The organism is Xanthomonas sp. NCPPB 4467 (assembly GCF_041475665.2).
Lineage (GTDB): Bacteria > Pseudomonadota > Gammaproteobacteria > Xanthomonadales > Xanthomonadaceae > Xanthomonas > Xanthomonas dyei.
In genome coordinates, this window is sequence record NZ_CM191260.1 from 3473523 (window position 1) to 3496822 (window position 23300).

Below are 23300 nucleotides of genomic sequence, written 5' to 3' on the forward strand. Positions count from 1 at the left end.
GGCGGCATGATCGATCAACGTTTTGTCTTTGCCGCGATAGCCACCGCATTGCTCGCGGCCTGCTCCACCCAGCCCGGCGTACGTGACGCCCCAGCGCAACCCCGTGCATCGTCGCCAACATCGGCGGCCGTGGCACCCGACGACGCGCCGCATACCTTGCTGCTGATCTCCATCGACGGCCTGCGCGCAGACATGCTCAATCGCGGCATCACCCCGACGCTGTCCCAACTTGCGCGCGATGGTGTGCGTGCGCGCTGGATGACGCCGTCGTATCCGTCGCTGACCTTTCCCAACCACTACACCTTGGTCACCGGTCTGCGCCCGGACCACCACGGCATCGTGCACAACAGCATGCGCGACCCCGCGTTGGGCAGCTTCTGGCTGAGCAAGCAGGACGCGGTGGGCGACGCGCGTTGGTGGGGTGGCCAGCCGCTGTGGGTGGGCGCAGAACAGGCCGGCCTGCATGCAGCGACCTGGTCGTGGCCGGGCAGCGAGGCGGCCATCCAGGGCGTACGCCCCACGCAATGGCGTCACTACGAAGAAGGCGTCGGCATGGACGCCCGTGTGGACGAGACGCTGGGCTGGCTCGCGCGCTCCGGTGCGCAGCGCAATCGTCTGGTTACACTGTACTTCGAACACGTGGATGAAGCCGGCCACGATCACGGCCCGGAATCGCGCGAATACGCCGACAGCGTGCGCGCCGTGGATGCCGCAATCGGCCGGCTGCTGGCCGGCATGCAGCGCGACGGCACCCGCGCGCGCACCAATATCATCGTGGTGTCCGACCACGGCATGGCCGAAGTGGCGCCGGGGCATGCGATCAGCGTGGAAGCCATCGCGCCGCCCGCGATGGCCACCGCAGTCACCGATGGCCAGGTGATCGGCTTCACTCCGCAGCCTGGGCAACAGGCCAGCGCCGAGGCCATGTTGCTTGGCACGCATGCGCAATACGACTGCTGGCGCAAGGCCGAGCTACCGGCGCGCTGGCATTACGGCAGCCATCCGCGCATTCCGCCGATCGTGTGCCAGATGCACGAAGGCTGGGACGCACTGTTCTCCGACAAATTGGCCAAGCGCGCGCAACAGGGCATGCGCGGCTCGCACGGGTTCGATCCTGCACTGCCCTCGATGCGTGCGGTGTTTGTAGCGCAAGGCCCGGATCTGGCGCAGGGCAAGACCTTGCCGGGGTTCGACAACGTCGATGTGTATGCCTTGATGACGCGTTTGCTTGGCATCAGCGCAGCGCCCAACGACGGCAATCCGGCCACGCTGCTGCCGGCCTTGCGCGTGCCGCCGGACCCTGCGCACTGAGCACTACGCACACCCGCTGCAACGCGCGAATGCGACAATAGGGCCATGTCTGCTTCTGATCCCTCGCCGCGTCGCTTGCGGCCGCTGTTGTCCAGCGAAGGCTGGCGTCGCCGCGCTGCACTCTGGGGTGGCGCCATTGCGGTGGCCCTGGTCTCCATCGTGTTCGCCAAGGCCAGCGATGCCGCCTTCCAGTTGTTTCAACGCATCACCGCGCATTCGATCTGGTGGGCGCTGCTGCTGACGCCCGGCATCTTCGCCCTGCTCGCCTGGCTGACCTCCGGGGCGATGCGCCCCACCCGCGGCAGCGGCATTCCGCAGGTCATCGCTGCGCTGGAGCATCCGGACCCGGCGTTTCGCGACACCAATCTGTCGCTGCGCGTGTCGATCGGCAAGCTCGCCTTGACCACCTTGTCGCTGTTCGGTGGCGCCTCGGTGGGTCGCGAAGGTCCCACCGTGCATGTCGGCGCCAGCCTGATGCATATGTTCGGGCGCTGGTTCGGCTTTCACGATCCGCGCGAGCTCTCGCATTTTCTGCTTGCCGGCGGCGCGGCCGGTATTGCCGCGGCCTTCAATACGCCGCTCGCCGGGGTGGTCTTTGCGATCGAAGAATTGAGCGGGCGCTTCGAGCACCGCTTCTCCGGCACCTTGCTCACCGCGGTGATCGTCGGCGGTGTGGTGTCGCTGGGGTTGCTGGGCAACTACACCTACTTCGGCAAGGTGTCGGTGGCCTTGCCGCTGGGCCAGGCCTGGCTGGCGATTGCGCTGTGCGGCAGCGTGGCCGGGCTGCTCGGCGGGATCTTCGCGCGGCTGGTGCTGGCCAGCGTCAGCGGCAAACCACGCTGGCTGGGCGCGCTGCGCCAGCGCCACCCGGTGCTGCTGGCAGCGTTATGCGGCGTGGCGCTGGTCGGGCTGGCGATGGTGTTCGGGCAAGGCGCCTTCGGCACCGGCTACGAGCAGGCGCGCAGCCTGGTGCAGGGGCATGCCGTGGTCGGCCATGAGTTCGGCCTGATGAAGCTCATCGCCAACCTGGTCTCGTACCTGGCCGGTATCCCGGGCGGCCTGTTCTCGCCCGCCTTGGCGGTGGGTGCCGGCATCGGCCACAACCTGTCGGTGCTGATGCCGAGCGTGGACCCACGCACCTTCGTGTTGCTGGGCATGTGCGCCTACCTGACAGGCGTCACGCAGGCACCGCTGACCTCGGCAGTGATTTCGCTGGAACTCACCGACACCGGCCAGATGCTGCTGCCGATCCTGGCCACCGTGTTGATTGCACGCGCGGTGTCCGGGCTTGTGTGCAAGACACCGATCTATCGCGGATTGGCCGAGCAGTTGCTGACGCCAGCGGCAAAGAATTCGGCGCCGGCCGCAGACGCAGCGCATTAGGGACACCGCGTTATCGAGGTGCGCAGGCTGTATCCGATGTATCACGGACGCCGCAGATTGCCGACATGACGCGAGCCACTGTTCGGACGCGTTGCGCCGATTCGCAACGGATGCCGGCGGTGATGACGCGCCGCTTGGTCCACACGGACCCGCATCGGTCTACGCACGTGAGCACGCATTACGATCAGCGTTTTGCGCTGACATCGGACATAAAAAAACGCGGCGCAAGCGCCGCGTTTTCGGATCGCAAAGCGGGCTGGGGTCAGCTGGCCTTGGCGACGGTCTTCTTGGCAACAGCCTTCTTGGCCGGCGCCTTGACCACGCCCTTCTTGGCAACCGGGGCAGCTGCACCCACGACAACCTTGCTCACCGCGTGCGAACGCGAATTGCCGTAGCTGGCGTTGTAGCGCTTGCCCTTGGCGGTCTTACGGTCACCCTTACCCATTTCGTCGACTCCTGAATGTGAATACAAATACCCGTGCTGGCACGGGTCTGGCGAGGTTTGCACCGGCTGTGCCCTCGCGCAAGGCCGGCAAGCCTACCACGTTGGCCCGGGGCCGCGCAGCCACGGGGCCTGCCAGGCTGTGAACCAGACGGTGTTTAAGCAGATCAACTAGCCGCGCGTGCTTGGCGGTCAGCGGCCGGCGCCGGCCTGGTACCGGCGTAAAACGAGTTGCCGACTCACCGACTGCAACCATCGCGCAGTCGCCTGGCAGCGAAGCGAGCGCATTGTCAGTGCGCGCAGCTCGCGTCGTGGACATGCGCATGCCCATGATTCAGGCGCAGATTGACCAGGTGCGCGATGCCGACCAAGGCGCCGCCCAGCGTCATCACCACCGCGTGCGGCACCACCGAATGATGCAGCGGGTCGTATAACAGGCCCACCCAAAGCAGCGCCAGGCCAGGCAGCAGCAGCGCCAGCGCATGCAACGCCTTGTGGCGCCGATACCCCAACACCAGGCTGAAAAGGCCAAGCAGGGTCACGAACACCACGATCGCCAGTTCGACCCCGTCGCCCAGCCAGAACGACAACCCGAGCGATGGCGCCAGGGCCAGAACCAGCGGCAGCACCGCACAGTGCACGGCACACAGCAGCGACCCGGTCGCACCGAAACGGTCTAGCAGATGGCGAAGTGTGGGCAGAGGCATGACTTCCAGCAGATACTCGCGGCGACGTGGAATAATATAACATCTTCCTTGTTCCAGGCCCGCACCACTGCATCGCACAGAACGGGTCTTGCCGTCGGCACAGCAGGCAAGCTGCGCCATCCTATTGATATACAGTAACAATTAGAGAGTCCGATCCACATGATCCCCTCGCTGCGCCGCTCCGCTCTATCACTGGCACTGACCAGTCTGTTGACTCCTGCCCTGGCCATGGCCGAAGACGCACCGGACATTGCCGACCCGCAGACGCCGCCGACATCGGACACCCGACATGACACCACCCATTCCAGCGGCCGGCACATCAAGGACCTGGACAAGGTGGTGGTCACCGCCAGCCCGCTGCGCGATGCGGCCGGCGAGTTGAGCCGCCCGGTCGAGGTGCTGGCCGGCGAGCGTCTGGATGAGGTGCGCAGTTCGAGCCTGGGCGAGACCGTGGCCAGCCTGCCGGGCGTGCAGAGCTCCAACTTCGGCCCCGGCGTGGGCCGGCCGATCATCCGCGGCCTGGACGGCCCGCGCGTGGCGGTGCTGCGCGATGGCCTGTCCACCCAGGACGTGTCCACCGTCAGCCAGGACCATTCGCCGGCCATCGAGCCGTTTCTGGCCAACCAGATCGAAGTGTTGAAGGGCCCGTCCACGTTGCTGTACGGCTCCGGCGCGATCGGCGGCGTGGTCAACGTGGTCGATGGCCGCATTGCCGAAACGCCGGTGGACGGCTTCAGCGGCCGCGCCGAAGTGCGCTTCGACGGCGGCGACAAGGACGGCAACACCGACATGTTCCGCGTCGATGCCGGCAACGGCAGCGGCCTGTCGATCCACGCCGATGGCGTGTACCGCAACCAGAACGATTACGACACCCCGCAAGGCGGCCAGCGCAATAGCTGGATCGACTCCAAGGTGGGCTCGATCGGCGCCTCGCTCTCCGGCGACTGGGGCTTTGTCGGCCTGTCGGCCTCGCGCTTCCGCGACAACTATGGCAACCCCGGCGAGCCGGGCGACCCGTCCCTCGGCGAGCGTGGCGTGTCGTTGAAGCTGCAGCAGGACCGCTACGACCTCAAGGGCGGGTTGACCGATCCGTGGGGCGAAGGCAGCGCGCTGCGTTACAGCTTCGGCCATACCGACTACGCGCACACCGAGTTCGAAGGCGCCGAAGTCGGCACCGTGTTCACCAAGCGCGCCAACGAAGGCCGCGTGGAAGCCTCGTTCACCTTTGCTGGCGGCTGGCAGACCGCGTTCGGCCTGCAGGGCAGCGATACCACCTTCCAGGCGGTGGGCGAAGAATCCTTCGTGCCCAAGACCGATACCCGTTCGCTCGGCGCATTCGCCGTGGCGCGCAACAGCTGGGAGCGCGTCACCGCCGAAATCGGTGCACGCGTGGACAAGGTCAAGTACCAGACCGACATCGGCGTGGACCGCGATTTCACCCCGACCAGCTTCTCGGCCAGCGGCGGTTTCCGCTTCAACGAGCAGTGGCGCCTGACCGCCAACCTGGACCACGCCGAGCGTGCCCCGGCCGAAGAAGAACTGTTCGCCAACGGCCCGCATATCGCCACGCTCGCTTTCGAGATCGGCGATGCGAATCTGAAGACCGAAAAGGCCAACCAGGCCGAGCTGGGGCTCAACTTCCACAACGCATGGGTGGATGCCAAGGTGGCGGCGTACTACAACCGCTACAACGACTTCGTCTATATCGTCGACACCGGCAATCAGTGGTTCAACGCCGAAGACAACGACTTCCTGCCGATCCGCCAGTGGACGCAGGCCGATGCGATCTTCCACGGCTTCGAAGGCGAAGCGACCTTCCACCTGGCCAATAACGATACCGGCACATGGGACCTGCGCGTGTTCGGCGATACCGTGCGTGCACGCCTGACCGACGGCGGCGGCGATCTGCCGCGCATCGCGCCGGGCCGCTTCGGTGCGCAGATGCGCTGGAATGCCGATGCATGGCGCGCCTCGCTCGGCGCCACCCGCACCATGAAGCAGGACAAGGTAGCGGTGAACGAAACCCCCACCGACGGTTACACCTTCGTGGATGCCCATCTGGCGTATCACGTGGACCGCGGCAGCAATGCGTGGGAAGTGTTTCTGGACGGCAACAACCTGACCAATCAGGACGCACGCGTGCACACCTCCTTCCTGAAGGACGATGTGATGTTGCCTGGCCGCAGCGCCTCGTTCGGCGTGCGGATGTTCTTCTGACAGCGGTCTCTCTCCCCCGCTGAGTAGAAGTGAGGCTGCCTTCGGGCAGCCTCTTTTGTTTGGGGTTGTCGATAGGTTGCCGATCGGATCGCCGCGCCTGGGATGTAGTGCTTGTCGCACCCCGAATCGCACGGACGGCCCGGCGCCAGGACAACGCCAGCTCTTCGTAACGGCTTGATCGCTGTGCGCCAGCGTCATTGCAGCAGCACTGGCTCTGTCGTAATCCTTGAGTCGTTCGCCGGCAGAACCGGATAAGGCGGTTCACGCTCTCCTGCGCGATGACCGGTCACGACCATGCGTGGTCGCGCCCGTGTGCGCTCCTACGTGGTTGGTTGGAGATGACAGCATCGACGGCACGCGGCCTTTGCTTGGCAGGCACCAGCGATTCTTGCCACTTGTCGATAAGTGTATATACACGCAATATGCCGTCATCTCTGCGGAGCGCGTCCATGTCAGGCACTTCCAACTGCACCTGCTTTCATTTGCGCCGGGCGGCGCGTCGGATGTCGCAGCTGTACGACCATGCGCTGGCACCGGTGGGGCTGAGCCTCAACGCGTATTCGATCCTGCGCCGGCTCCAGACGGCGCAATCGCTGGGCACGCTGGCGCAGGCGCTGGGCATGGATCGCACCACCCTCACCCGTAATCTCAAACCCTTGCTTGCCGCCGGATGGATCGCCACCCAGCGCGGCGACGATGCCCGGCAAACGTGGTTGATCCTGAGCCGCAGCGGCCGTGGGCTGCTGCGTCGCGCACAACCGCACTGGCTCGCCGCACAGCAGCGCATCGAGACGCTGTTCGGTGCAGCGCCCACCGCGCAGTTGCATGCCACGCTGGACCGTCTGGACGCCGTGCTGGATACCGCCGCATGAGCGCGTCGGCGACCGCGCGCGCCAGTGCGCAATGGGGCCTGCTGCTCACCGCCTCGGCGATGCTGATGCTGACCATGGGCGCGCGCCAGACCACCGGGCTGTTCGTCGAGCCGATCCATCGGCAGACCGGCATCGGTATCGCGTCGATCAGCTTCGCGCTGGCGATCGGGCAATTGGTCTGGGGCGCGGTGCAACCGGTGTTCGGTGCAATCGCCGATCAGCGCGGGCCGCTGCCGGTACTGCTGTTCGGCGGCGTGCTGCTGTCGTTGGGATTGGCGCTGACGCCGTGGCTGGCCAGCGAATGGGGCTTGATCGTGTCGCTGGGCGTGCTGGCGGCAGCCGGGGCCGGCGCCGGCAGTTTTTCGGTGTTGATCGGCGCCACCGCGAGTCGCATCGCACCGGAACGGCGTTCGTTTGCGGCCGGATTGATCAATGCCGGCGGCTCGCTGGGCCAGTTCGTCTTCGCCCCGTTGGTGCAGGTGATGATCGGCGCGGCCGGCTGGGCCAAGGCGATGCTCGGTCTGGCGTTGGTGTCGCTGCTGACCTTGCCGCTGGCCTGGCCGCTACGCCGCGTGCCATCCGCAGCGGGCAGCGCATCTGTGCGCGAGGCCGACGACATCGGCCTGCGCGCACAACTGCGGCTGGCGGTACGCGACCGCAGTTATTGGTGCCTGCATCTGGGCTTTTTCACCTGCGGGGTGCATATCGCCTTCCTGGTCACGCATCTGCCTGGCGAGGTGGCGCTGTGCGGCTTGCCGGCCAGCGTGTCGGCGGTGTCGATCGCGTTGATCGGCCTGTTCAACGTGGCCGGCAGTCTGGTCGCCGGCAAGCTGGGCGAACGCGTGCGCATGAAGTGGTTGCTATGCGCGATGTATGCCAGCCGCGCGGTGCTGATCGGCGTGTACCTGCTCGCACCGCCCACACCGCTGACGTTCTATCTGTTCGCTGCGGCGCTGGGCTTCACCTGGCTGGCCACGGTGCCGCCGACTGCGGGATTGATCGGCAAGCTGTTCGGCCCGCGCTATATGGGCACCTTGTTCGGCCTGACCTTGCTCTCGCACCAGCTCGGCGGTTTCTTCGGCGCCTGGCTGGGCGGAGTGGTGCTGGAACACAGCGGCGACTACAGCTGGATGTGGTACGGAGACATGGTGCTTGCGGTTGCGGCTGCGCTGATCAACCTGCCGATTCGCGAAACGGCGCCGCTGCGCACTGTTGCCGCGACATGAGACGCGCGTAGGACAACGCAGCAGTCATCGCCGCGCTGCGCGCACCAACGATCACGCGGCGTTGCCACCGCAGGCGTTCGCGTCTGCATGCGCGCCAAGAGCCGCTCGATCCATGCACACCACGCGCACCATGCATGCGTCGATCGCTGCATGCGTTGACGCGGCGCACAACAGCTTTTATGCGCGACTCCGTTAGAACAGCAACACGCGCTGTGCAGGCTTGTTGCGCCATCGATGCATTCCTGTGCGGCAAGTCACTTTTTCGGGCAGCACACGCCGTTCAATGCGGCGGCATCTGCCGGTTGCTGCGACAAAAGGAAATCGCCATGCCCTCATCCATGCCCCGCTATGCGTTATCGCTGACCATCGCCACCTTGCTTGCGCCAATGGCGCATGCGCAGACCGCACCGCAAGCCACAACCAAGCAGGACGCCACCACACTGGATGCGGTGATCGTCAGCGGCACCGCGCGCTTCAAGGGATTGGCCAAGCGCGATGCCAGCTTTTCGATCACCACCGCCAGCCCCGAACAGATCCAGCAAGCGGTGCCGCAGAGCACTGCCGACCTGTTGAAGATCGTACCGGGCGTGTGGGCCGAACCCAGCGGCGGCGGCACCGGTGCCAACATCTTCGTGCGCGGCATGCCTTCCGAAGGCGACGCGCCGTTTGTGACCATGCAGCTGGATGGCTCACCGCTGTTTCCACCGCCGACCCTGTCGTTTCTGGAGAACTCCACGCTGTTCCGCGTCGACGACACCGTCGAGCGCATGGAAGTGTTGCGTGGTGGCTCCAGCCCGATCTTTTCCAACGGCCAGCCCGGGCTGACGGTCAACTTCATTCAAAAAAAAGGCCAGGACGAGCCGGAGGGCAGCGTGCGCCTGACCGGCGGCAACAATGATTTGCGCCGGATCGACGTGTTCAACAGCGGGCCGATGGGCAATGGCTGGTACTACAGCGTGGGCGGTTTCTTCCGTGAAACCGATGGCGTGCGCGACCCGCAGTTTTCTGCCGACAAGGGCGGCCAGTTCAGCGCCACCTTGAGCAAGCGTTGGGACAGCGGCGAGCTGTCGTTCTATGCGCGGCATACCGACGACAACAACGCCTTCTACACCGCCATTCCGCTGCTCTCGCGCAATAACGGCAACGACTTGTCCAGCTTCCCGGGCTTGAATGCGCAGACCGGCACCTTGCTCGGTCGCGATTTCCGCAACGTGGATCTGCTGGTCGGGCCGAACGGTGAGACCGTGCAACGCGACCTGGCCGATGGGCGCGGCGTCAACATCGACGTGTTCGGCGGCGAACTGAACTGGGAAATCGGCGACTGGACCATTGCCGACCGCTTCAACGTGATGAGCGGCAGCGCGCCGACCTATGCATTGTTCACCGGCGATGCGCCGCTGCGGTTGAGCGATTTCATTGCCGGCTACGGCAGCAGCGGTAGCGCGACGTATACCAATGGCGGCGGCGCAGTGGACCCGAATCAACAGGTGCTCGAAGCCGGCTGGTGGTCGGTGGACAAGCGCCTGAATTCCTTTACCAACGATCTGCGCTTGAGCCGCGAGCTGTTTGCCGGCAATACCTTGACCGTGGGCGCGTACTACGCCAAGTATTCCTCGGCCGATACCTGGTACCTGGGCAACACCATGTTGCTCACCGCACAGAACAACGCACGTCGCATCGACGTGGCATTGGACGATGGACGCCAGGCCACGCGCCAGGGCTTCACCAGCACCGCGTTCTTGAATCTGCGCGCCAACTACAACGGCGAAAACATCGCTGCCTTCGTGGCTGACGAGTGGGAACTCAACGACCGGCTGCGCCTGGACCTGGGCGCACGCTACGAGCGCCAGAGCGTGACCGGCAATGTGCACGACACCAGCACGGTGGACCTGGATGGCAACCCGGCAACCTTGTACGACAACGCCACCTCGCTGGCCTTGGCGACCACACGCCGCATCGATCAGGACGACGAGGCGTTCTCGTGGACGGCCGGCTTGAACTTCAAACTCAATGACAGCAACAACCTGTTCGCACGCGTCAACTCGGGTGTGAAGTTTCCCGGCTTCGATAACCTGCGCGATGGTCAGAACCGCGTCCAGGAAGTGGACCAGTACGAGCTTGGCCTCAAGTCCGGTGCCAGCGCCTACGACCTGTATCTCACCGCGTTCTACAACACGTTCAAGAATTCGCCGTTCCAGGCATTCCTGGCCAATGGCGCCAACTTCACCGCCGTTGGCGATTCGCGTGCGCGCGGCCTGGAGGTGGAAGGCGCGATCCGCCCGTTCGGCGGCTTCGAGCTGGCTGGCACCGGGGTATGGCTGGATGCGAAATACCGCAACTATCGCGAGTTCACCGGCAACCAGGTGATGCGCCAACCCAAGCGGCAGTTCCGGCTCACGCCGAGTTATTACTGGATGCTGCCGTTCGGCGATCTCAAGGTATTTGCCACGTACTCCTACATCGGCGATCGCTTTGCCGATCTGGCCAACAGCCAACGCCTGCCTTCCTACGACATGGTCGATATCGGCGCCAATCTGCACGTGGGCGAGCATTGGGAAGTGACCGCCAGCGGCAGCAACGTCACCGATACGCTGGGGCTCACCGAAGGCAACGTGCGCGTGCCGGGTGCCGCGACCGGCGGTGTGTTCATGGGCCGGCCGATCGCCGGGCGGCAGTACCAGATGTCGGTAGCGTATCGCTGGTAATCAAGGCAGGGGAGCTCCCGTGGGCACTCCGGGGCTGCCGCGTGGTCTACGCATGGACGCCCCGCAGCGCCTTCGGAACACCGATGCGGCAACGCAGGCGCTGCACGTGCCTGCGTCCTGCCCACCTTTCAGCCGTCGCGTGTTGGCGACCATCCCCGACCGCTGCGCGTATCGCGCCCGGCGCAAGCTGCTCGCCATGCGAAGAAATCCCGCGCATCACGATTGTTTGTGTATATCGCGATCGCATGAAGCGGCGAACAAAGACCCAATTTCGGCCCTGCGCACTTCGTAGTGAATGCGCGATCCGACAGGACCGATACAAAGTGCGCAATCGGTCACGCGCAATGCGTTGTTTGCTCGCCTTGCGCACCCGGGTCGACCCACTTTTAATCAAGGCGCTGCCGGTGCCTGCGCATCGCCAGCGTCGGCTGCGCAACTGTGCACAGGGGAGCCGATCAACGACCTGTCGCATCCATCATTTGGCACGCGGATGCGCTCTTCCGGCTCTTTCGGGACACGTGGACATGACGCCTGTTGCTGCCTCCTTGGATTCACCTTCTTTCAGAAAACGCCGCAGGATGCCCCGCGTGCATCCAGCAGATCCGGCGTCGCATAGGCGCGACTGATCTTTCCCCCGCGGCAAACCCCGCAATCGCATGACACCGACACCGGCTCCATCGCCTTGGGCCCGACGGCCATCACCTGCGCGATGGAGCATCAGCTGACCGGTTCCCGATCGGCCGGGCGTGTATCTGTGCCACTTCGACTATGCCACCCCCAACTGGAGTCAATCGGAATGAAATTACTTCGCAGGCGATACCTCGCATCGACGATCGGAGCGCTGGTGATTGCAACGTCCCCCCTGCTGGCCACCGCCGCACAGCCGGCAAGCCCTGCAAGTGCCGGAGACGCCAAAGGCGATCCATTGCTGCGCTATCAATGGCACATCTCCAATCAGGGCCAGCAAGTGATCGGCGACAGCCGCCCGGTGGCCGGCGTCGATATGGATGTGGACATCCTGCATGCATTGGGGATTCGCGGCCGTGGGGTGCGTGTCGGCGTGGTCGACAACGGGCTGGAGCTGCGACACGAGGATCTGGCCGACAACATCATCCCCAACGGCTCGCATAACTTCGGCGACGGATCGCACGACACGACGCCGACCGATCCGGATAACGGCCACGGCACCTCGGTAGCGGGCATCATCGCGGCCGTTGGCTGGAATGGGCGCGGCGGGCGCGGCGTTGCACCCGAGGCCTTGCTGGCCGGATTCGACTTCCTGGGCCGGGCATCGTCCACCAGCGACGCCAGCGTCCGATATGCTTGGGGCGATGGGCCGGAGGCACGCACCATCGATGTATTCAATAATAGTTGGGGATCGGCACGGCCCTTCTACCTCGACTTTCCGGTGGAGGAGCAGCAGTCCTGGGAAGCGCTGATGCGCTCGACACGCGGCGGACTCGGTGGCGTTTACGTCAAGTCTGCGGGCAACGGCTTCAGGCGCTTTCTGGCACGCGATACAGATGGAAAAGTGGTCAATGTCTGCAGCGAACTTTCGCGCACTTTGAATGTCGGCTGCGTGCTGGCAAATGTCGATCCGTTGAGTGGTCTGCCCGGCACGATCGTCGTCGCCAGCGTGGATGCCACGGGCAAGCGGGCCTCCTATTCGTCGTCTGGTTCTGCGGTGTGGATTTCCGGCCTGGGTGGAGAGTTCGGATACCAGCGCAAGTTCTATCACAATGCGGGCAAGAGCTTTGCCCCTGATGCCGCGCCCTTCGCCTACGACCCGGCCATCGTCACCACCGATCTCAGCGGCTGCAGCGCCGGCGATAACGTGGACGGCGCAGAAGTCGAAAACGCGCTCGCCGGCAGTGCGTCCAAGATCGATGCATCCTGCAACTACAACGCGTTGACGAACGGTACATCTGCGGCCGCGCCCACCGTCTCCGGTGTTGCGGCGCTCATCCTCAGCGCCAACCCCAGCCTGAGCGCGCGCGATGTCAAATACATCCTGGCAAAGACCGCGCGCCAGGTGGATCCCTGGCAGCCTGCTGCGGTCTACCAGGGCAGCGTGATCGACCCGGGTTGGATCACCAATGCGGCCGGGCACCATTTCAGCAACTGGTACGGCTTTGGATTGGCCGACGGCGCCGCTGCAGTCTATGAGGCGAGATATTTCAAGCCCCTGCCTGCATTGCGCGATACGCAATGGGTCAGCGCCAATGCGGCCGCGAGCCAGATCGGCGGGCCCGCGCACCCGGCCAAACAACGCATCCGGATCACCCAGGCAATGAAGGTGGAAGGCGTGCAGTTATCGCTTGCCACATCGCATCGCAACCCCAGCAATCTGCGTGTGGTCCTGGAATCGCCCAGCGGTACGCGCAGCTATGTCCTTACACCGTTTTCGGTGCTGGATGCCGAGGCGTATGCAACAACCGGCTTCTATATCGACCTGACCTCCAGCAATGCGTTCCTGGATGAGAGGGCGCAAGGCGTGTGGATGCTGGAAGTCACCGACATGAGCGAGCCGAAGACCACCGCGGCACTGCAGAACTTCAAACTTCGCATCCTGGGGCACTGACATGAAAACCACGCTTGTTCTTTCCGCATTCCTCGCCTGCTTCGGTGCATGCGGCATCACTCAGGCCGCGCAGTACATGGATGCTCGGGCACTGAGCGCCGCTGCCACCGGCGAACGTTTCAAATCCGGCACGGACACCTACCGCATGCTGCCGGCAACGGTGGTCGCCGACCGGCTTCCGGCCGAGCACGCCGATGGCCCTCCGGCGCCCTCTGCGAACACCCTCAGCAGCACCGTCGCGGCACCGCCCAATGGCAAGGTTGCCGCGCGGATCGGCTCCTACGCGGTGATCCTGGACACGCCGGCCGGCAGTGCGCGCAGCGCTTCCCTGAGTGCAGCTGCATCCAGTACCGAACGGACCATTGCCGCAGCAGTGAACGAACGCAACGGACGTGTGGTCCTGGTGCAGCCGCAGCTGAAACTCACCGGCACCACACCGGCGAACGCGAACTTGCTGGCACGCAACTCGGGGGGAAGCATCGTCTACACCTCGACCGTGGATAACAGCGCGGTGATCGCCTACCCCTCGATCGAAAAGGCGCAACAAGCGCTGGCTCGTCTGCAAGCCAACAGCGGCGGCACGCAGCTGTCGCTGGTGGTCGCGCAATCGGTCATGCAACCGATGTGACCGCAGGCTGGCCGCCGGCGAATGCCTGCGGCCAGCACGGCGTCTTGCACATGCTCCACGGCTCGATTTGGCCTGCCTTCGGATGTACGCATGGCGTTAACAGCCGTTGGCAGCAATGGATGGGCCGAATGCACGCACGCGGCGTTTCGACAGCATCCCATTTCCGATTGGAGATCATCGCAATGCATCTGCTTCGCGGGCGACATCCAGCGCTGTCGATCGGCACGACGCTGATCGGTATTGCCTGTTTTGCTTCGGCACAAGCGGCCCCGCCTGGCGATGCATTTACCGGCGCGGCAGACGATCCACTGGTGCGTTACCAGTGGCACGTCCTGAATCAGGGGCAGGCGGTCATCGGAGACAGCCGTCCGGTTGCAGGCGTGGATATGGACGTGGACGTCCTCCACGCGCTGCATATCCGCGGCAAGCACGTCCGCATCGGCGTGGTGGATAGCGGCTTGGAGATCAGGCACGAAGACCTGGCGGCAAATGTAATTCCGAACGGCTCGTACAATTTCATCAATGGTTCGAACGATCCCACGCCCTCGGACCCGGGTTACGCGCACGGCACGAAAATAGCAGGCATCGTCGCCGCAGTCGGTTGGAACGGGCGCGGTGGGCGGGGCATTGCACCCGAAGCCTCGCTTGTGGGGTTTGCATTCGGCGAAGCGTCTTCGATCACAGACGCAGGCCTTCGCTATGCATGGGGAGATGGGCCACAGTCCAGTGTCGTGGACGTTTTCAATTTCTCCTTCGTCAACGTCACCCCGTTCTATCAAGACTTCCCGCTGCAAGACCAGCAATCGTGGGATGCGCTGATGCAGTCAACCCGCGGTGGGCGCGGTGCGATCTACGTCAAATCGGCTGGCAACAGCTTTCTTGACATGCTCGGCCCGGACCAAGACGGAAATATTGTCGATGCTTGCGGCGACGCTGCGCGCGCGAACGGTGTCGGCTGCGGTCTGGCCAATCAAGACACCTTCAATAACCTGTTCGGCACGATCGCCGTCGCGAGCGTGAACGCGGTAGGCAAACGCGCCGCGTATTCTTCGCCTGGGTCGGCGCTATGGATTTCCGGACTTGGCGGGTTGAACGGAGGATACCAGCGAGCGTTCTATCCCGACGCCGCTGAAGATCCGGGAACCGTTACGGCACCCTTCCTCTACGACCCCGCCATTGTCACGACCGATCTGAGCGGATGCGCCGCGGGATCGAACGTGGATCATGACGGCCCGGCCAAGAACGCGCTGGATACCAGCGCCTCGAAGATCGACCCCTTGTGCAATTACACCGCCACGGCCAGCGGCACCTCGGCCGCAGCACCCACCGTGGCAGGAGTTGCTGCACTCATGCTGGGGGTGAACCCGAACTTGAGCGCGCGTGACGTGAAGTACATCCTGGCCACCACCGCACGCCAGATCGATCCCTGGCAGCCGCGCGCGGTGTATCAGGGCAGCGTGATCGACCCGGGGTGGATCACCAATGCCGCAGGACACCGCTTCAGCAATTGGTACGGGTTCGGCTTGGCCGATGGCGCGGCAGCCGTCTACAAGGCGATCTACTTCACTCCATTGCCAGCGATGCGCGACACGCAATGGGTTGTGTCTACCCATCCGCCCAGCCAGATCGGCGGGCCGGCACGGCCTGGCACGCTGCGCATCCGCATCACCCAGGCGATGAAGATCGAAGCGGTGCAGTTGTCGTTGCGGTCTGCGCATCGGACGCCGAGCAATCTGCGCGTGGTGCTCATCTCGCCCAGCGGCACCCGCAGCGTGGTGGCCACGCCGTTCTCCACCCTGGACCCGGCGGCCTATTCCAAGACCGGCTTCTACATCGACCTCACCTCCAGCAATGCGTTTCTGGACGAGTCCTCGCTCGGCATCTGGACACTGGAAGTCACCGACATGAGCGACCCCGGCAAGACCTCCGCGCTCAATTCCTTCAGCCTTCGCATCGTGGGGCACTGACATGAAGATCGCGCTTGTAGTTTCCTCGTTGATGGGCTGCAGCGTCGCAAGCGGCGTTATGCATGCCGTGCAATCGGTCGATCCACAAACCCTGCTGGCAGCGGCCACTGGCGCACGCTTCCGCTCCGGAACGGACACGTTCCGCATGTTGCCTACCATGGCCATCGCGCAGAAGACCTCAGCTGTCGATGCCAAGCAGAGATTGCGGCCTGGCAGCGTGGTGCGTGCGGGATCTGCCACGCCGCCACCGGGCGGCAAGGTGGCCGCACGCATCGGCAGCTTCCTGCCGGTGCTTGAACCGCCTGCCGGCACGGCACGCAATCAATCCGCAGCGCCCGCGCGCGCACTCGCCGCCGCAGTGAACGAGCGGACCGACCGGGTGCTGCCGGCCAGGCCGCAGATGCAGCTGACCGGCACGACACCTGCCACGGCGACCGCGCTGGCCGGAGAGAGCGGCGGCAACATCGTCTATACCTCCCAGGCGAACGGCAAGGCGGTGATCGCTGATGCCTGGATCGATCAGGCACAACACGCTGCGACCCACCTGCAGGGCCGCAGCGGTCACGCGCAGGCATCGCCGGTGGTGCTGCAAGCGGTCATGCAACCGATGTGAGTTTCCTCGGCGCAGACGAACACCTGCAGCCGTTGCCACCGGCGTGCTGTCACCGGCGCCATCTCCGCAGTTCCCCTTTACCGATGAGACGTCATGATGATTCTTTCTTCGCAGCGCTGTGCGCTGTCGTCTGCACTACTGCTGGCACTGTGTCTGTGTAGCGGTGCTGCCACCGCGGATGAGGTGGTCGCGCAAAACCCAGCACGCACCGCGGCCAGGCCGAAAACGCAAGGCGACGACCCGCTGTTCCGCTACCAATGGCATCTGCTCAATCAAGGCCAGTCGGTGTTCGGCGATGTACGCCCGCTGCCCGGCGTGGACCTGGACGTGGAGATCCTGCACGCGCAGGGCATCCGCGGTGCGGGCGTCAACGTGGCGGTGATCGATAACGGCCTGGAGATTGCGCACCCGGACCTGGTCGACAACATCCTGCCCAACGGTTCGCACAATTTCTTGAACGGCTCCAACGACCCCACGCCGCGTGCGGACGACAGCGATGGCGACCATGGCACCGCGGTGGCAGGCATCATCGCTGCGCGGGGTTGGAACGGCATTGGTGGGCGCGGGGTTGCTCCGGAAGCGAAGCTGGCCGGCTTCAACGCCAGCGACACGCCTGATGGCGGTACCCAGTACGTCAACAACCGTTACTCCTGGGGCGATGGGCCGGAAGCCCGGGTCATGGATGTCTACAACAACAGCTTCGGGGTCTCGGCCGCCTACTATCAATACAGCGACCTCGACGAACAACGCTCCCTGGAGAAGCTGATGCGGGCCCAGCGCGGCGGCAAGGGCGGCATTTACGTCAAATCGTCGGGCAACTCGTTCAATACGCTGATCGATACGGATGCACAGGGCAAACTGTTCGATCGTTGCAGCGACCAGACCCGGCAGCTTGGCGTTGCCTGCAGCAGTGCCAACATCGACAACATCAACAGCCTGACGACCATGATCGTGGTCGGTGCAGTCAACGCCAACGGGGTGCGTGCCAGTTACTCATCTCCCGGGTCTTCCTTGTGGGTGTCCGGGCTCTCTGGCGAGTTTGGCTTCCAGCGTCGCTTCGACCCGCATCCGGAGACCTTCAAGGAGCTGTACGGCATCCTCCATTCGGAGGGCCCGCAGCCATTTTTCTCGCCTGCGATCGTCACCACCGATTTGAGCGGCTGCGCCGCCGGGAACAATCAAGACCGCGCGCGCGCGATGCAGAATGCGCTGGATACCAGCAAGTCCAAGATCGATGCATCGTGCAATTACACCGCACGCATGAACGGCACCTCGGCCTCGGCACCCACCGTCGCCGGCGTTGCCGCCCTGATGCTGAGCGCCAATCCGCAACTGACGCTGCGCGACGTCAAGTACCTCCTGGCGACCACCGCGGTGCAGGTCGATCCACAACAACCCAAGGTGCTCTACAACGGCAGTGTGATCGAGCCTGGCTGGATCACCAACGCGGCCGGCCACCGTTTCAGCAACTGGTACGGATTCGGCCTGGTGGACGCGGCAGCAGCAGTGGAACGCGCCGTGCATTTCACCTCGCTGCCGGCGATGCAAGACACCGAGTGGATGGCCTACGACGGCAAAAGCAGCACCATCGGCGGTGCCGGCTCACCCGCACGATTGGCGATCGACATCAGCCAATCCTTCAAGGTGGAAGGCGTGCAGCTGTACTTCTTGGGTACGCACAAGGATCCGCGCAACCTGCGCGTGGTGCTGGTGTCGCCCAGCGGCACCCGTAGCACCGTGATGACGCCATTTTCCACGCTCGACAAGAGCGACGAAGGGATCGTGGTGTTCCTGACCTCAAGCAATGCCTTCCTGGACGAGCCCTCGGCTGGGCGCTGGACCCTGGAGGTGGCCGACATGCTCGCCGACAACGGCAGTGAACAATTGAAGGAATTCGAAATGCGCGTGGTGGGCCACTGATATGAGAACATCTCTGATTGCCCTACTCGGTCTTGTTGCAGCCAGCGTTTGCGCTCCCGCATCGGCACAAGTCAACGACAGCGTACGCCTGCGCGCTGCGGCGACCGGGCAAACCATTGTGGTGGGCCGTGCCCATTTCCGCTTGATTCCTGGGGCGGTGGTACGGGTCGCCGACGCGGCGCGCGCCAGTGCAAACACGCAGTCGCTGCAGAGCACGCAAACCCGCGCGGATACGCCCGTTGCACGCTTCGATCGCTACGCGGTCTATCTCGACAGCATGCCCCCCGCACGCAGGACGCTGAGCGCCACGGATGCAGAACAACCGGCAACCATCGCAGCAGCGCTGGAAACGCGCAGCGGCCAGCTGGCATTGCTGGGCGCTGCGATCAAGTTGTTCGACACCACGCCTGCCATCGCGCGCGCCTTGGCAACGCGCACAGGCGGCAAGTTGATCTATGCCTCGGCCATCGATGGCAGCGCGATGATCGGCTACGACTCGGTCGCAGCGGCATTGGACAACTGCGCACAATTGCAGGGCAGCAAGGGCGTAGGCGCGATCAAGCCCGACGTGATTCCACGCGCGGCACGGCCGTTGTGACGCGGCTACGGTGACGCGGCTACGGTGACGCGGCTACGGTGACGCGGCCACGGTGATGCACGCCACGCTGTCGCCAACCGGCGGCAGCGTGGCGCGATGGCGCAGCCCGCGTTACACCGGTAGCGGGCTGCGTTCGGCAAAGTGGCCGCGCCAGTACGGGTAATACGGATACGGCGGCTCCACCGCGCTGACCGCATCCAGGCGCGTGCGCTGCTCGGGCGTGAGTTGCCAACCCACCGCACCCAGGGTTTGCCGCAGCTGGGCTTCGTCGCGCGCACCGATCAGCACCGTGCTCACGGTGGGCCGTTGCAGCAGCCAGTTGATGGCGATCTGCGGCACGCTGCGACCGGTGTCTGCGGCAATGCCGTCGAGCACATCGACGAGATTGAACAGGCGCGCATCGTCGATGGCCGGGCCGGCGGCGGCGGTGGCATGCAGGCGGCTGTTGTCCGGCAGCGGTTGGCCGCGACGTAGCTTGCCGGTCAGCCGGCCCCAGCCGAGCGGGCTCCACACCACCGCACCCACGCCCTGGTCGATGCCGAGCGGCATCAGCTCCCATTCGTAGTCGCGCCCGGCCAGCGAGTAATAGGTCTGGTTGGCAACAAAGCGGCTCCAGCCCTGTGCGTCGGCCACGGCCAACGACTTCATCAACTGCCAACCGGCGTAATTGGAGGCGCCCAGATACCGCACCTTGCCGGCGCGCACCAACTCATCGAGCGTGGACAGGGTTTCTTCCACCGGCGTCATCGCATCGAATGCATGCAGTTGCAGCAGGTCGATGTAGTCGGTGCGCAAACGGCGCAGCGACGCATCCACCGCACGCAGCAAACGGAAGCGCGATGCACCGGCATCGTTTGGCCCATCGCCCAGGCGCAGACCGGTTTTGGTCGAAACAATCACCTGATCGCGGCGGCCCTGCAGCGCCTGGCCAAGGATCTGCTCAGAGGCACCGTCGGAATACACATCGGCGGTGTCGAACAGGTTCACGCCCGCTTCCAGGCACAGATCGATCATGCGCCGCGCCTGCGCCGCATCGGTATCGCCCCAGGCAGAAAACAGCGGCCCCTTGCCGCCAAACGTGCCGGCGCCCAGACCGAGCACCGGCACCTTGAAGCCGGAACGGCCGAGAAAACGTGTCTCCATCGCAATGCTCCTTGAAACCGAAAGAAAATCCGCGCGCAATGCCGGTCGATCCGACACCCCACAACGCCAGGCACGACGCTCTGCTCACCGATCACACGCGCCGATCGCGCACGCCTGCCGGTTGCGCGGTCTGCGCGCCACGCCTGAAGAGTCGAATCAACCCGCCTGCGCGCATGCGTCCGGCGCCGCGGCGCGACGGCGTTGCAGCTGCACGCTCCACAACGCGATGCCCAGGCCGACGGCGCTCAACAGCGTCGCGACCCACGGGGTGGCGACCAGACCGGCGTGCGTGGCGATCGCCACACCGCCCAGCCAGGCGCCCAGGGCATTGCCAAGGTTGAATGCGGCGATATTGAGACTGGAGGCCAGGTTCTGGCCGGCACCGCGTGAATGTTCGAGCACACGCAATTGCAGCGGCGCCACGGTAGCGAAGGCCGCCACGCCCAGCAGCCCGACAACCACCACCATCGCGGTCTTGTTGTGCAGGGCCAGACCCATCGCCGCGAGCACCGCCACCAGCGCGGCCAGCGTGCCCAGCAACGCGGCAGTGGCGCGCCGGTCGGCCAGGCGCCCGCCGAGCAGATTGCCCACGATCATGCCGACACCGAAGACCAGCAAGACTGGCGACACCGCCGCCTGCGCGAACCCGGTCACCTGCACCAGCAGCGGCTGGATGTAGGTGAACACCGCGAATACGCCGGCATAGCCCAGCACCGTCATCGCCAGCGCCAGCAACACCTGCCCGCGCCGCAACACCGCCACTTCCTGCCGCCATGACACCGGCGCGGTCGCGCCTGCGGCGGCCGGTACCCACAGCGCAACCGCAGCTGTGGCCAGCACCCCGATCACCGTCACCGCCCAGAAGGTGGCCCGCCAGCCCAGTTGCAGGCCCAGCCATGCGCCGGCCGGCACGCCCAGCAGGGTGGCCACGGTGAGGCCGGCAAACATCAACGAGATGGCCGAGGCACGCCGCTCGGGCGGCACCAGGGAGGTGGCCACCACCGCGCCGACGCCGAAGAACGTGCCATGCGCCAGCGAGGTCAGCACCCGCGCGACCATCAGGCTGGCGTAGTCGGGCGCCAGGGCACAGGCGAGATTGCCCAGGGTGAAGACGATCATCAGGCTCACCAGCACGGCTTTGCGCGGCCAGCGGGCGCTGAGCAACGTCAGCACCGGCGCGCCGATGCTCACGCCCAGCGCATAGCCGCTGATCAACAGGCCGGCCGCGGTGAGCGAGACGCCCAGGTCGGTGGCGACCTGCTGCAACAGGCCCATGATGACGAATTCGGTTGTTCCGATGCCAAAGGCACCGATGGTCAACGCCAGCAGGGCTGGCGGCAGACGGGATGCAACAGCAGAGGACATGACAGAAACCCTGGAGGACTGCGCACAGCCTGCGCCGCGCGATCCTCTTCAAGAAGCCTTGTTATGCTGATTCACTTTCAATGCCACGTTGACAATGTATGGACCGTCTCGGTGATATCGCGCTGTTCCTGCGCGTGCTGGACCTGGGCTCGATCACCGCCGCCGCCCACTCCCTGGACCTGTCGGTGGCGGTCGCCAGCCAGCGCCTGAAGCGGCTGGAACGCGACCTCGGCGTGCGCCTGCTGCACCGGACCACCCGCCGTCTGCATCCCACCCCGGAAGGGCAGCAACTGGCCGCACGCGGCCGGGTGCTGGTGGACGACCTGGAAGCGCTGGCCGACGACCTGCGCGAGAGCGCCCACGATGTCGGCGGCACCTTGCGGGTCACGCTATCGGCCTCGTTCGGGCGTCAGTACATCTCCCCGCTGCTGCCCGCCTTCCAGGCCCGCCACCCGCGCCTGCGCATCAGCGCGCATCTGAGTGACGACCTGGTGGATCTGGTCCAGCAGGGCTTCGACCTGGCCATCCGCATCGGCGCGCTGGACGACTCGGGCCTGGTGGCCAGGCGCATCGCCGACAACCGCCGCACGCTCGCCGCCTCGCCTGCGTATCTGCAGCGGCACGGCACACCGCGCACTCCCGAGGAGTTGATGCAGCACCCAGGCGTGCTGCTGATGGGACGCGATGGCCGCCAGGACCTGTGGACGCTGCAGACACCGCAGGGCGGCCAGGTGCGGGTGCGCATGCAGAGCCGCTTCGAGAGCAACTTCGGCGAACTGGTACGCGATGCGGTGCTCGCCGGGCAAGGCATCGCGATGTATTCGTACTGGCATATCGCCGACGACCTGCGCGCCGGCCGCCTGGTCGAAGTGATGATCGATTACCCGCCTCCCACCTCCAATATCAGCGCCGTGATGCCCGCCCGTCAGCTGCAGCCGCCGCGGGTGCGTGCATTCGTCGAGTTTCTGCTCGAACACTTCGGCCAGACGCCGCCGTGGGAATCGGCCTCTGAGGCATGAGCGCCGCCATGACGGCCTGCGAAAAGATCGTGTGCGTCGTCGTCCTCCAGCGCGGCGATGAGCGACGAGGCCTGATCCGGCGCCCCGCCGCTGCGCGGCCTCTGACCCTTGGCCGCGATGCCGCGCAGCGGCGTGGCGTCAGGCCGCGACGGAATGTTGCGCGCATGCCGCACGCTACTTTTTCTGCCTGAAAACTTAGTCACCTGCGTGCGCAACGCGGCCAGGGTGCCGGCGGCGCGACAACGCGAACGCCTTAATAACGCCTTATTTCCCGCTGCGCTGCAGGCGTTTGCCAAGCGCGCGGCGCTGCGCGTCGCTGAGTAGATGTCCGTGCGTGCGCAGCAGGCCGATGATCTGCTGGTGCGCCAGTTGGATGCGCCTGGCAAGCTCGGCAGTTGCCGCCTGCTCGATCGCCTTCCAGTCGGCAGGGGTGGAGGGAGCAGCTAGGGATCGGGGTTTTGCAGGCATGACGATCGGGGCACCGGAGACAGGTCGCAAGAATACGGAATGTGCGTGAGTGATCGATCAGCGGCAGCGGCTTGATGGCTGCGGCCCCACCGCCACGCGGAAGGATCCGCGGCATTGTCGAGTCTGCCATTGATG

18 protein-coding genes are annotated in these 23300 nt (G+C 65.1%); 13 read left to right on the plus strand and 5 right to left on the minus strand.

Annotated elements, in window-relative coordinates; all coding sequences use genetic code 11:
* Nucleotides 1-6: 6 nt before the first annotated feature.
* Both ACCQ06_RS15300 and ACCQ06_RS15305 read left to right on the plus strand, forming a co-directional pair.
* Nucleotides 7-1311: an alkaline phosphatase family protein gene (locus ACCQ06_RS15300; RefSeq protein WP_316686978.1), complete on the plus strand. Its 1305-nt coding sequence runs from the start codon at nucleotides 7-9 to the stop codon at nucleotides 1309-1311.
* A gap of 45 nt (nucleotides 1312-1356) precedes the next feature.
* A complete protein-coding gene (locus ACCQ06_RS15305) occupies nucleotides 1357-2694 on the plus strand; it encodes a chloride channel protein (RefSeq protein WP_316686980.1) in 1338 nt (445 codons plus the stop codon).
* Nucleotides 2695-2956: 262 nt separating this feature from the next.
* Here the strand turns inward: ACCQ06_RS15305 and ACCQ06_RS15310 are convergent, their stop codons facing one another.
* The gene (locus ACCQ06_RS15310) at nucleotides 2957-3139 is read right to left on the minus strand and encodes a 30S ribosomal protein THX (protein WP_003487537.1); all 183 of its coding nucleotides are present in this window, start codon (nucleotides 3137-3139) and stop codon (nucleotides 2957-2959) included.
* A 287-nt stretch (nucleotides 3140-3426) separates the two neighbouring features.
* Nucleotides 3427-3843 carry a MerC domain-containing protein gene (locus ACCQ06_RS15315; RefSeq protein WP_055849856.1) on the minus strand — a complete coding sequence of 139 codons (417 nt, stop codon included), beginning with the start codon at nucleotides 3841-3843 and terminating at the stop codon, nucleotides 3427-3429.
* Nucleotides 3844-4002: 159 nt separating this feature from the next.
* On the opposite strand from ACCQ06_RS15315, the gene ACCQ06_RS15320 reads away from it, so the two are divergent.
* The 10 genes from ACCQ06_RS15320 (at nucleotide 4003) to ACCQ06_RS15365 (ending at nucleotide 19170) form a co-directional block, all read left to right on the plus strand.
* On the plus strand, nucleotides 4003-6060 hold the full coding sequence (locus ACCQ06_RS15320; RefSeq protein WP_316687048.1) for a TonB-dependent receptor: 2058 nt from the start codon (nucleotides 4003-4005) through the stop codon (nucleotides 6058-6060).
* A gap of 449 nt (nucleotides 6061-6509) precedes the next feature.
* Nucleotides 6510-6932 (plus strand): MarR family winged helix-turn-helix transcriptional regulator, encoded by a 423-nt coding sequence (locus tag ACCQ06_RS15325; protein ID WP_104617115.1) that lies wholly within the window; start codon nucleotides 6510-6512, stop codon nucleotides 6930-6932.
* A complete protein-coding gene (locus ACCQ06_RS15330) occupies nucleotides 6929-8158 on the plus strand; it encodes an MFS transporter (RefSeq protein WP_316687053.1) in 1230 nt (409 codons plus the stop codon). Before ACCQ06_RS15325 ends, ACCQ06_RS15330 begins: the two co-directional genes overlap by 4 nt.
* Nucleotides 8159-8484: 326 nt before the next feature.
* On the plus strand, nucleotides 8485-10863 hold the full coding sequence (locus tag ACCQ06_RS15335; RefSeq protein WP_316687055.1) for a TonB-dependent receptor: 2379 nt from the start codon (nucleotides 8485-8487) through the stop codon (nucleotides 10861-10863).
* Nucleotides 10864-11659: 796 nt separating this feature from the next.
* Nucleotides 11660-13444 carry a S8 family serine peptidase gene (locus tag ACCQ06_RS15340; protein WP_316687058.1) on the plus strand — a complete coding sequence of 595 codons (1785 nt, stop codon included), beginning with the start codon at nucleotides 11660-11662 and terminating at the stop codon, nucleotides 13442-13444.
* Between the two features lies 1 nt (nucleotide 13445).
* Nucleotides 13446-14072, plus strand: coding sequence for a hypothetical protein (locus tag ACCQ06_RS15345; protein WP_104617111.1), 627 nt, complete (start codon nucleotides 13446-13448; stop codon nucleotides 14070-14072).
* 182 nt (nucleotides 14073-14254) lie between these two features.
* The gene (locus ACCQ06_RS15350) at nucleotides 14255-16039 is read left to right on the plus strand and encodes a S8 family peptidase (RefSeq protein ID WP_228323202.1); all 1785 of its coding nucleotides are present in this window, start codon (nucleotides 14255-14257) and stop codon (nucleotides 16037-16039) included.
* Nucleotides 16040-16184: 145 nt separating this feature from the next.
* A complete protein-coding gene (locus tag ACCQ06_RS15355; RefSeq protein ID WP_316687061.1) occupies nucleotides 16185-16652 on the plus strand; it encodes a hypothetical protein in 468 nt (155 codons plus the stop codon).
* Nucleotides 16653-16745: 93 nt separating this feature from the next.
* Nucleotides 16746-18572 (plus strand): S8 family serine peptidase, encoded by a 1827-nt coding sequence (locus ACCQ06_RS15360; RefSeq protein ID WP_372364385.1) that lies wholly within the window; start codon nucleotides 16746-16748, stop codon nucleotides 18570-18572.
* Nucleotide 18573: 1 nt separating this feature from the next.
* Complete coding sequence (locus ACCQ06_RS15365; RefSeq protein ID WP_228323121.1) at nucleotides 18574-19170, plus strand: hypothetical protein; 597 nt, start codon at nucleotides 18574-18576, stop codon at nucleotides 19168-19170.
* A 111-nt stretch (nucleotides 19171-19281) separates the two neighbouring features.
* Here ACCQ06_RS15365 and ACCQ06_RS15370 read toward each other — a convergent pair whose 3' ends face one another.
* Both ACCQ06_RS15370 and ACCQ06_RS15375 read right to left on the minus strand, forming a co-directional pair.
* Entirely contained in the window at nucleotides 19282-20313 is a 1032-nt protein-coding gene (locus tag ACCQ06_RS15370) for an aldo/keto reductase (protein WP_316687065.1), read from the minus strand.
* Between the two features lie 156 nt (nucleotides 20314-20469).
* Complete coding sequence (locus tag ACCQ06_RS15375; protein ID WP_316687068.1) at nucleotides 20470-21678, minus strand: MFS transporter; 1209 nt, start codon at nucleotides 21676-21678, stop codon at nucleotides 20470-20472.
* A gap of 98 nt (nucleotides 21679-21776) precedes the next feature.
* On the opposite strand from ACCQ06_RS15375, the gene ACCQ06_RS15380 reads away from it, so the two are divergent.
* Nucleotides 21777-22697: a LysR family transcriptional regulator gene (locus ACCQ06_RS15380; protein WP_316687069.1), complete on the plus strand. Its 921-nt coding sequence runs from the start codon at nucleotides 21777-21779 to the stop codon at nucleotides 22695-22697.
* 264 nt (nucleotides 22698-22961) lie between these two features.
* On the opposite strand, the gene ACCQ06_RS15385 is transcribed toward ACCQ06_RS15380, so the two are convergent.
* Nucleotides 22962-23165, minus strand: coding sequence for a hypothetical protein (locus ACCQ06_RS15385; RefSeq protein ID WP_228323125.1), 204 nt, complete (start codon nucleotides 23163-23165; stop codon nucleotides 22962-22964).
* Nucleotides 23166-23300: the final 135 nt, after the last annotated feature.

Bases quoted from the DNA above. Each gene is read 5' to 3' on its own strand.
- ACCQ06_RS15300 (WP_316686978.1), top strand. From the start codon at position 7: ATGATCGATCAACGTTTTGTCTTTGCCGCGATAGCCACCGCATTGCTC.
- ACCQ06_RS15305 (WP_316686980.1), top strand. From the start codon at position 1,357: ATGTCTGCTTCTGATCCCTCGCCGCGTCGCTTGCGGCCGCTGTTGTCC.
- ACCQ06_RS15310 (WP_003487537.1), bottom strand. From the start codon at position 3,139: ATGGGTAAGGGTGACCGTAAGACCGCCAAGGGCAAGCGCTACAACGCC.
- ACCQ06_RS15315 (WP_055849856.1), bottom strand. From the start codon at position 3,843: ATGCCTCTGCCCACACTTCGCCATCTGCTAGACCGTTTCGGTGCGACC.
- ACCQ06_RS15320 (WP_316687048.1), top strand. From the start codon at position 4,003: ATGATCCCCTCGCTGCGCCGCTCCGCTCTATCACTGGCACTGACCAGT.
- ACCQ06_RS15325 (WP_104617115.1), top strand. From the start codon at position 6,510: ATGTCAGGCACTTCCAACTGCACCTGCTTTCATTTGCGCCGGGCGGCG.
- ACCQ06_RS15330 (WP_316687053.1), top strand. From the start codon at position 6,929: ATGAGCGCGTCGGCGACCGCGCGCGCCAGTGCGCAATGGGGCCTGCTG.
- ACCQ06_RS15335 (WP_316687055.1), top strand. From the start codon at position 8,485: ATGCCCTCATCCATGCCCCGCTATGCGTTATCGCTGACCATCGCCACC.
- ACCQ06_RS15340 (WP_316687058.1), top strand. From the start codon at position 11,660: ATGAAATTACTTCGCAGGCGATACCTCGCATCGACGATCGGAGCGCTG.
- ACCQ06_RS15345 (WP_104617111.1), top strand. From the start codon at position 13,446: ATGAAAACCACGCTTGTTCTTTCCGCATTCCTCGCCTGCTTCGGTGCA.
- ACCQ06_RS15350 (WP_228323202.1), top strand. From the start codon at position 14,255: ATGCATCTGCTTCGCGGGCGACATCCAGCGCTGTCGATCGGCACGACG.
- ACCQ06_RS15355 (WP_316687061.1), top strand. From the start codon at position 16,185: ATGTTGCCTACCATGGCCATCGCGCAGAAGACCTCAGCTGTCGATGCC.
- ACCQ06_RS15360 (WP_372364385.1), top strand. From the start codon at position 16,746: ATGATGATTCTTTCTTCGCAGCGCTGTGCGCTGTCGTCTGCACTACTG.
- ACCQ06_RS15365 (WP_228323121.1), top strand. From the start codon at position 18,574: ATGAGAACATCTCTGATTGCCCTACTCGGTCTTGTTGCAGCCAGCGTT.
- ACCQ06_RS15370 (WP_316687065.1), bottom strand. From the start codon at position 20,313: ATGGAGACACGTTTTCTCGGCCGTTCCGGCTTCAAGGTGCCGGTGCTC.
- ACCQ06_RS15375 (WP_316687068.1), bottom strand. From the start codon at position 21,678: ATGTCCTCTGCTGTTGCATCCCGTCTGCCGCCAGCCCTGCTGGCGTTG.
- ACCQ06_RS15380 (WP_316687069.1), top strand. From the start codon at position 21,777: ATGGACCGTCTCGGTGATATCGCGCTGTTCCTGCGCGTGCTGGACCTG.
- ACCQ06_RS15385 (WP_228323125.1), bottom strand. From the start codon at position 23,165: ATGCCTGCAAAACCCCGATCCCTAGCTGCTCCCTCCACCCCTGCCGAC.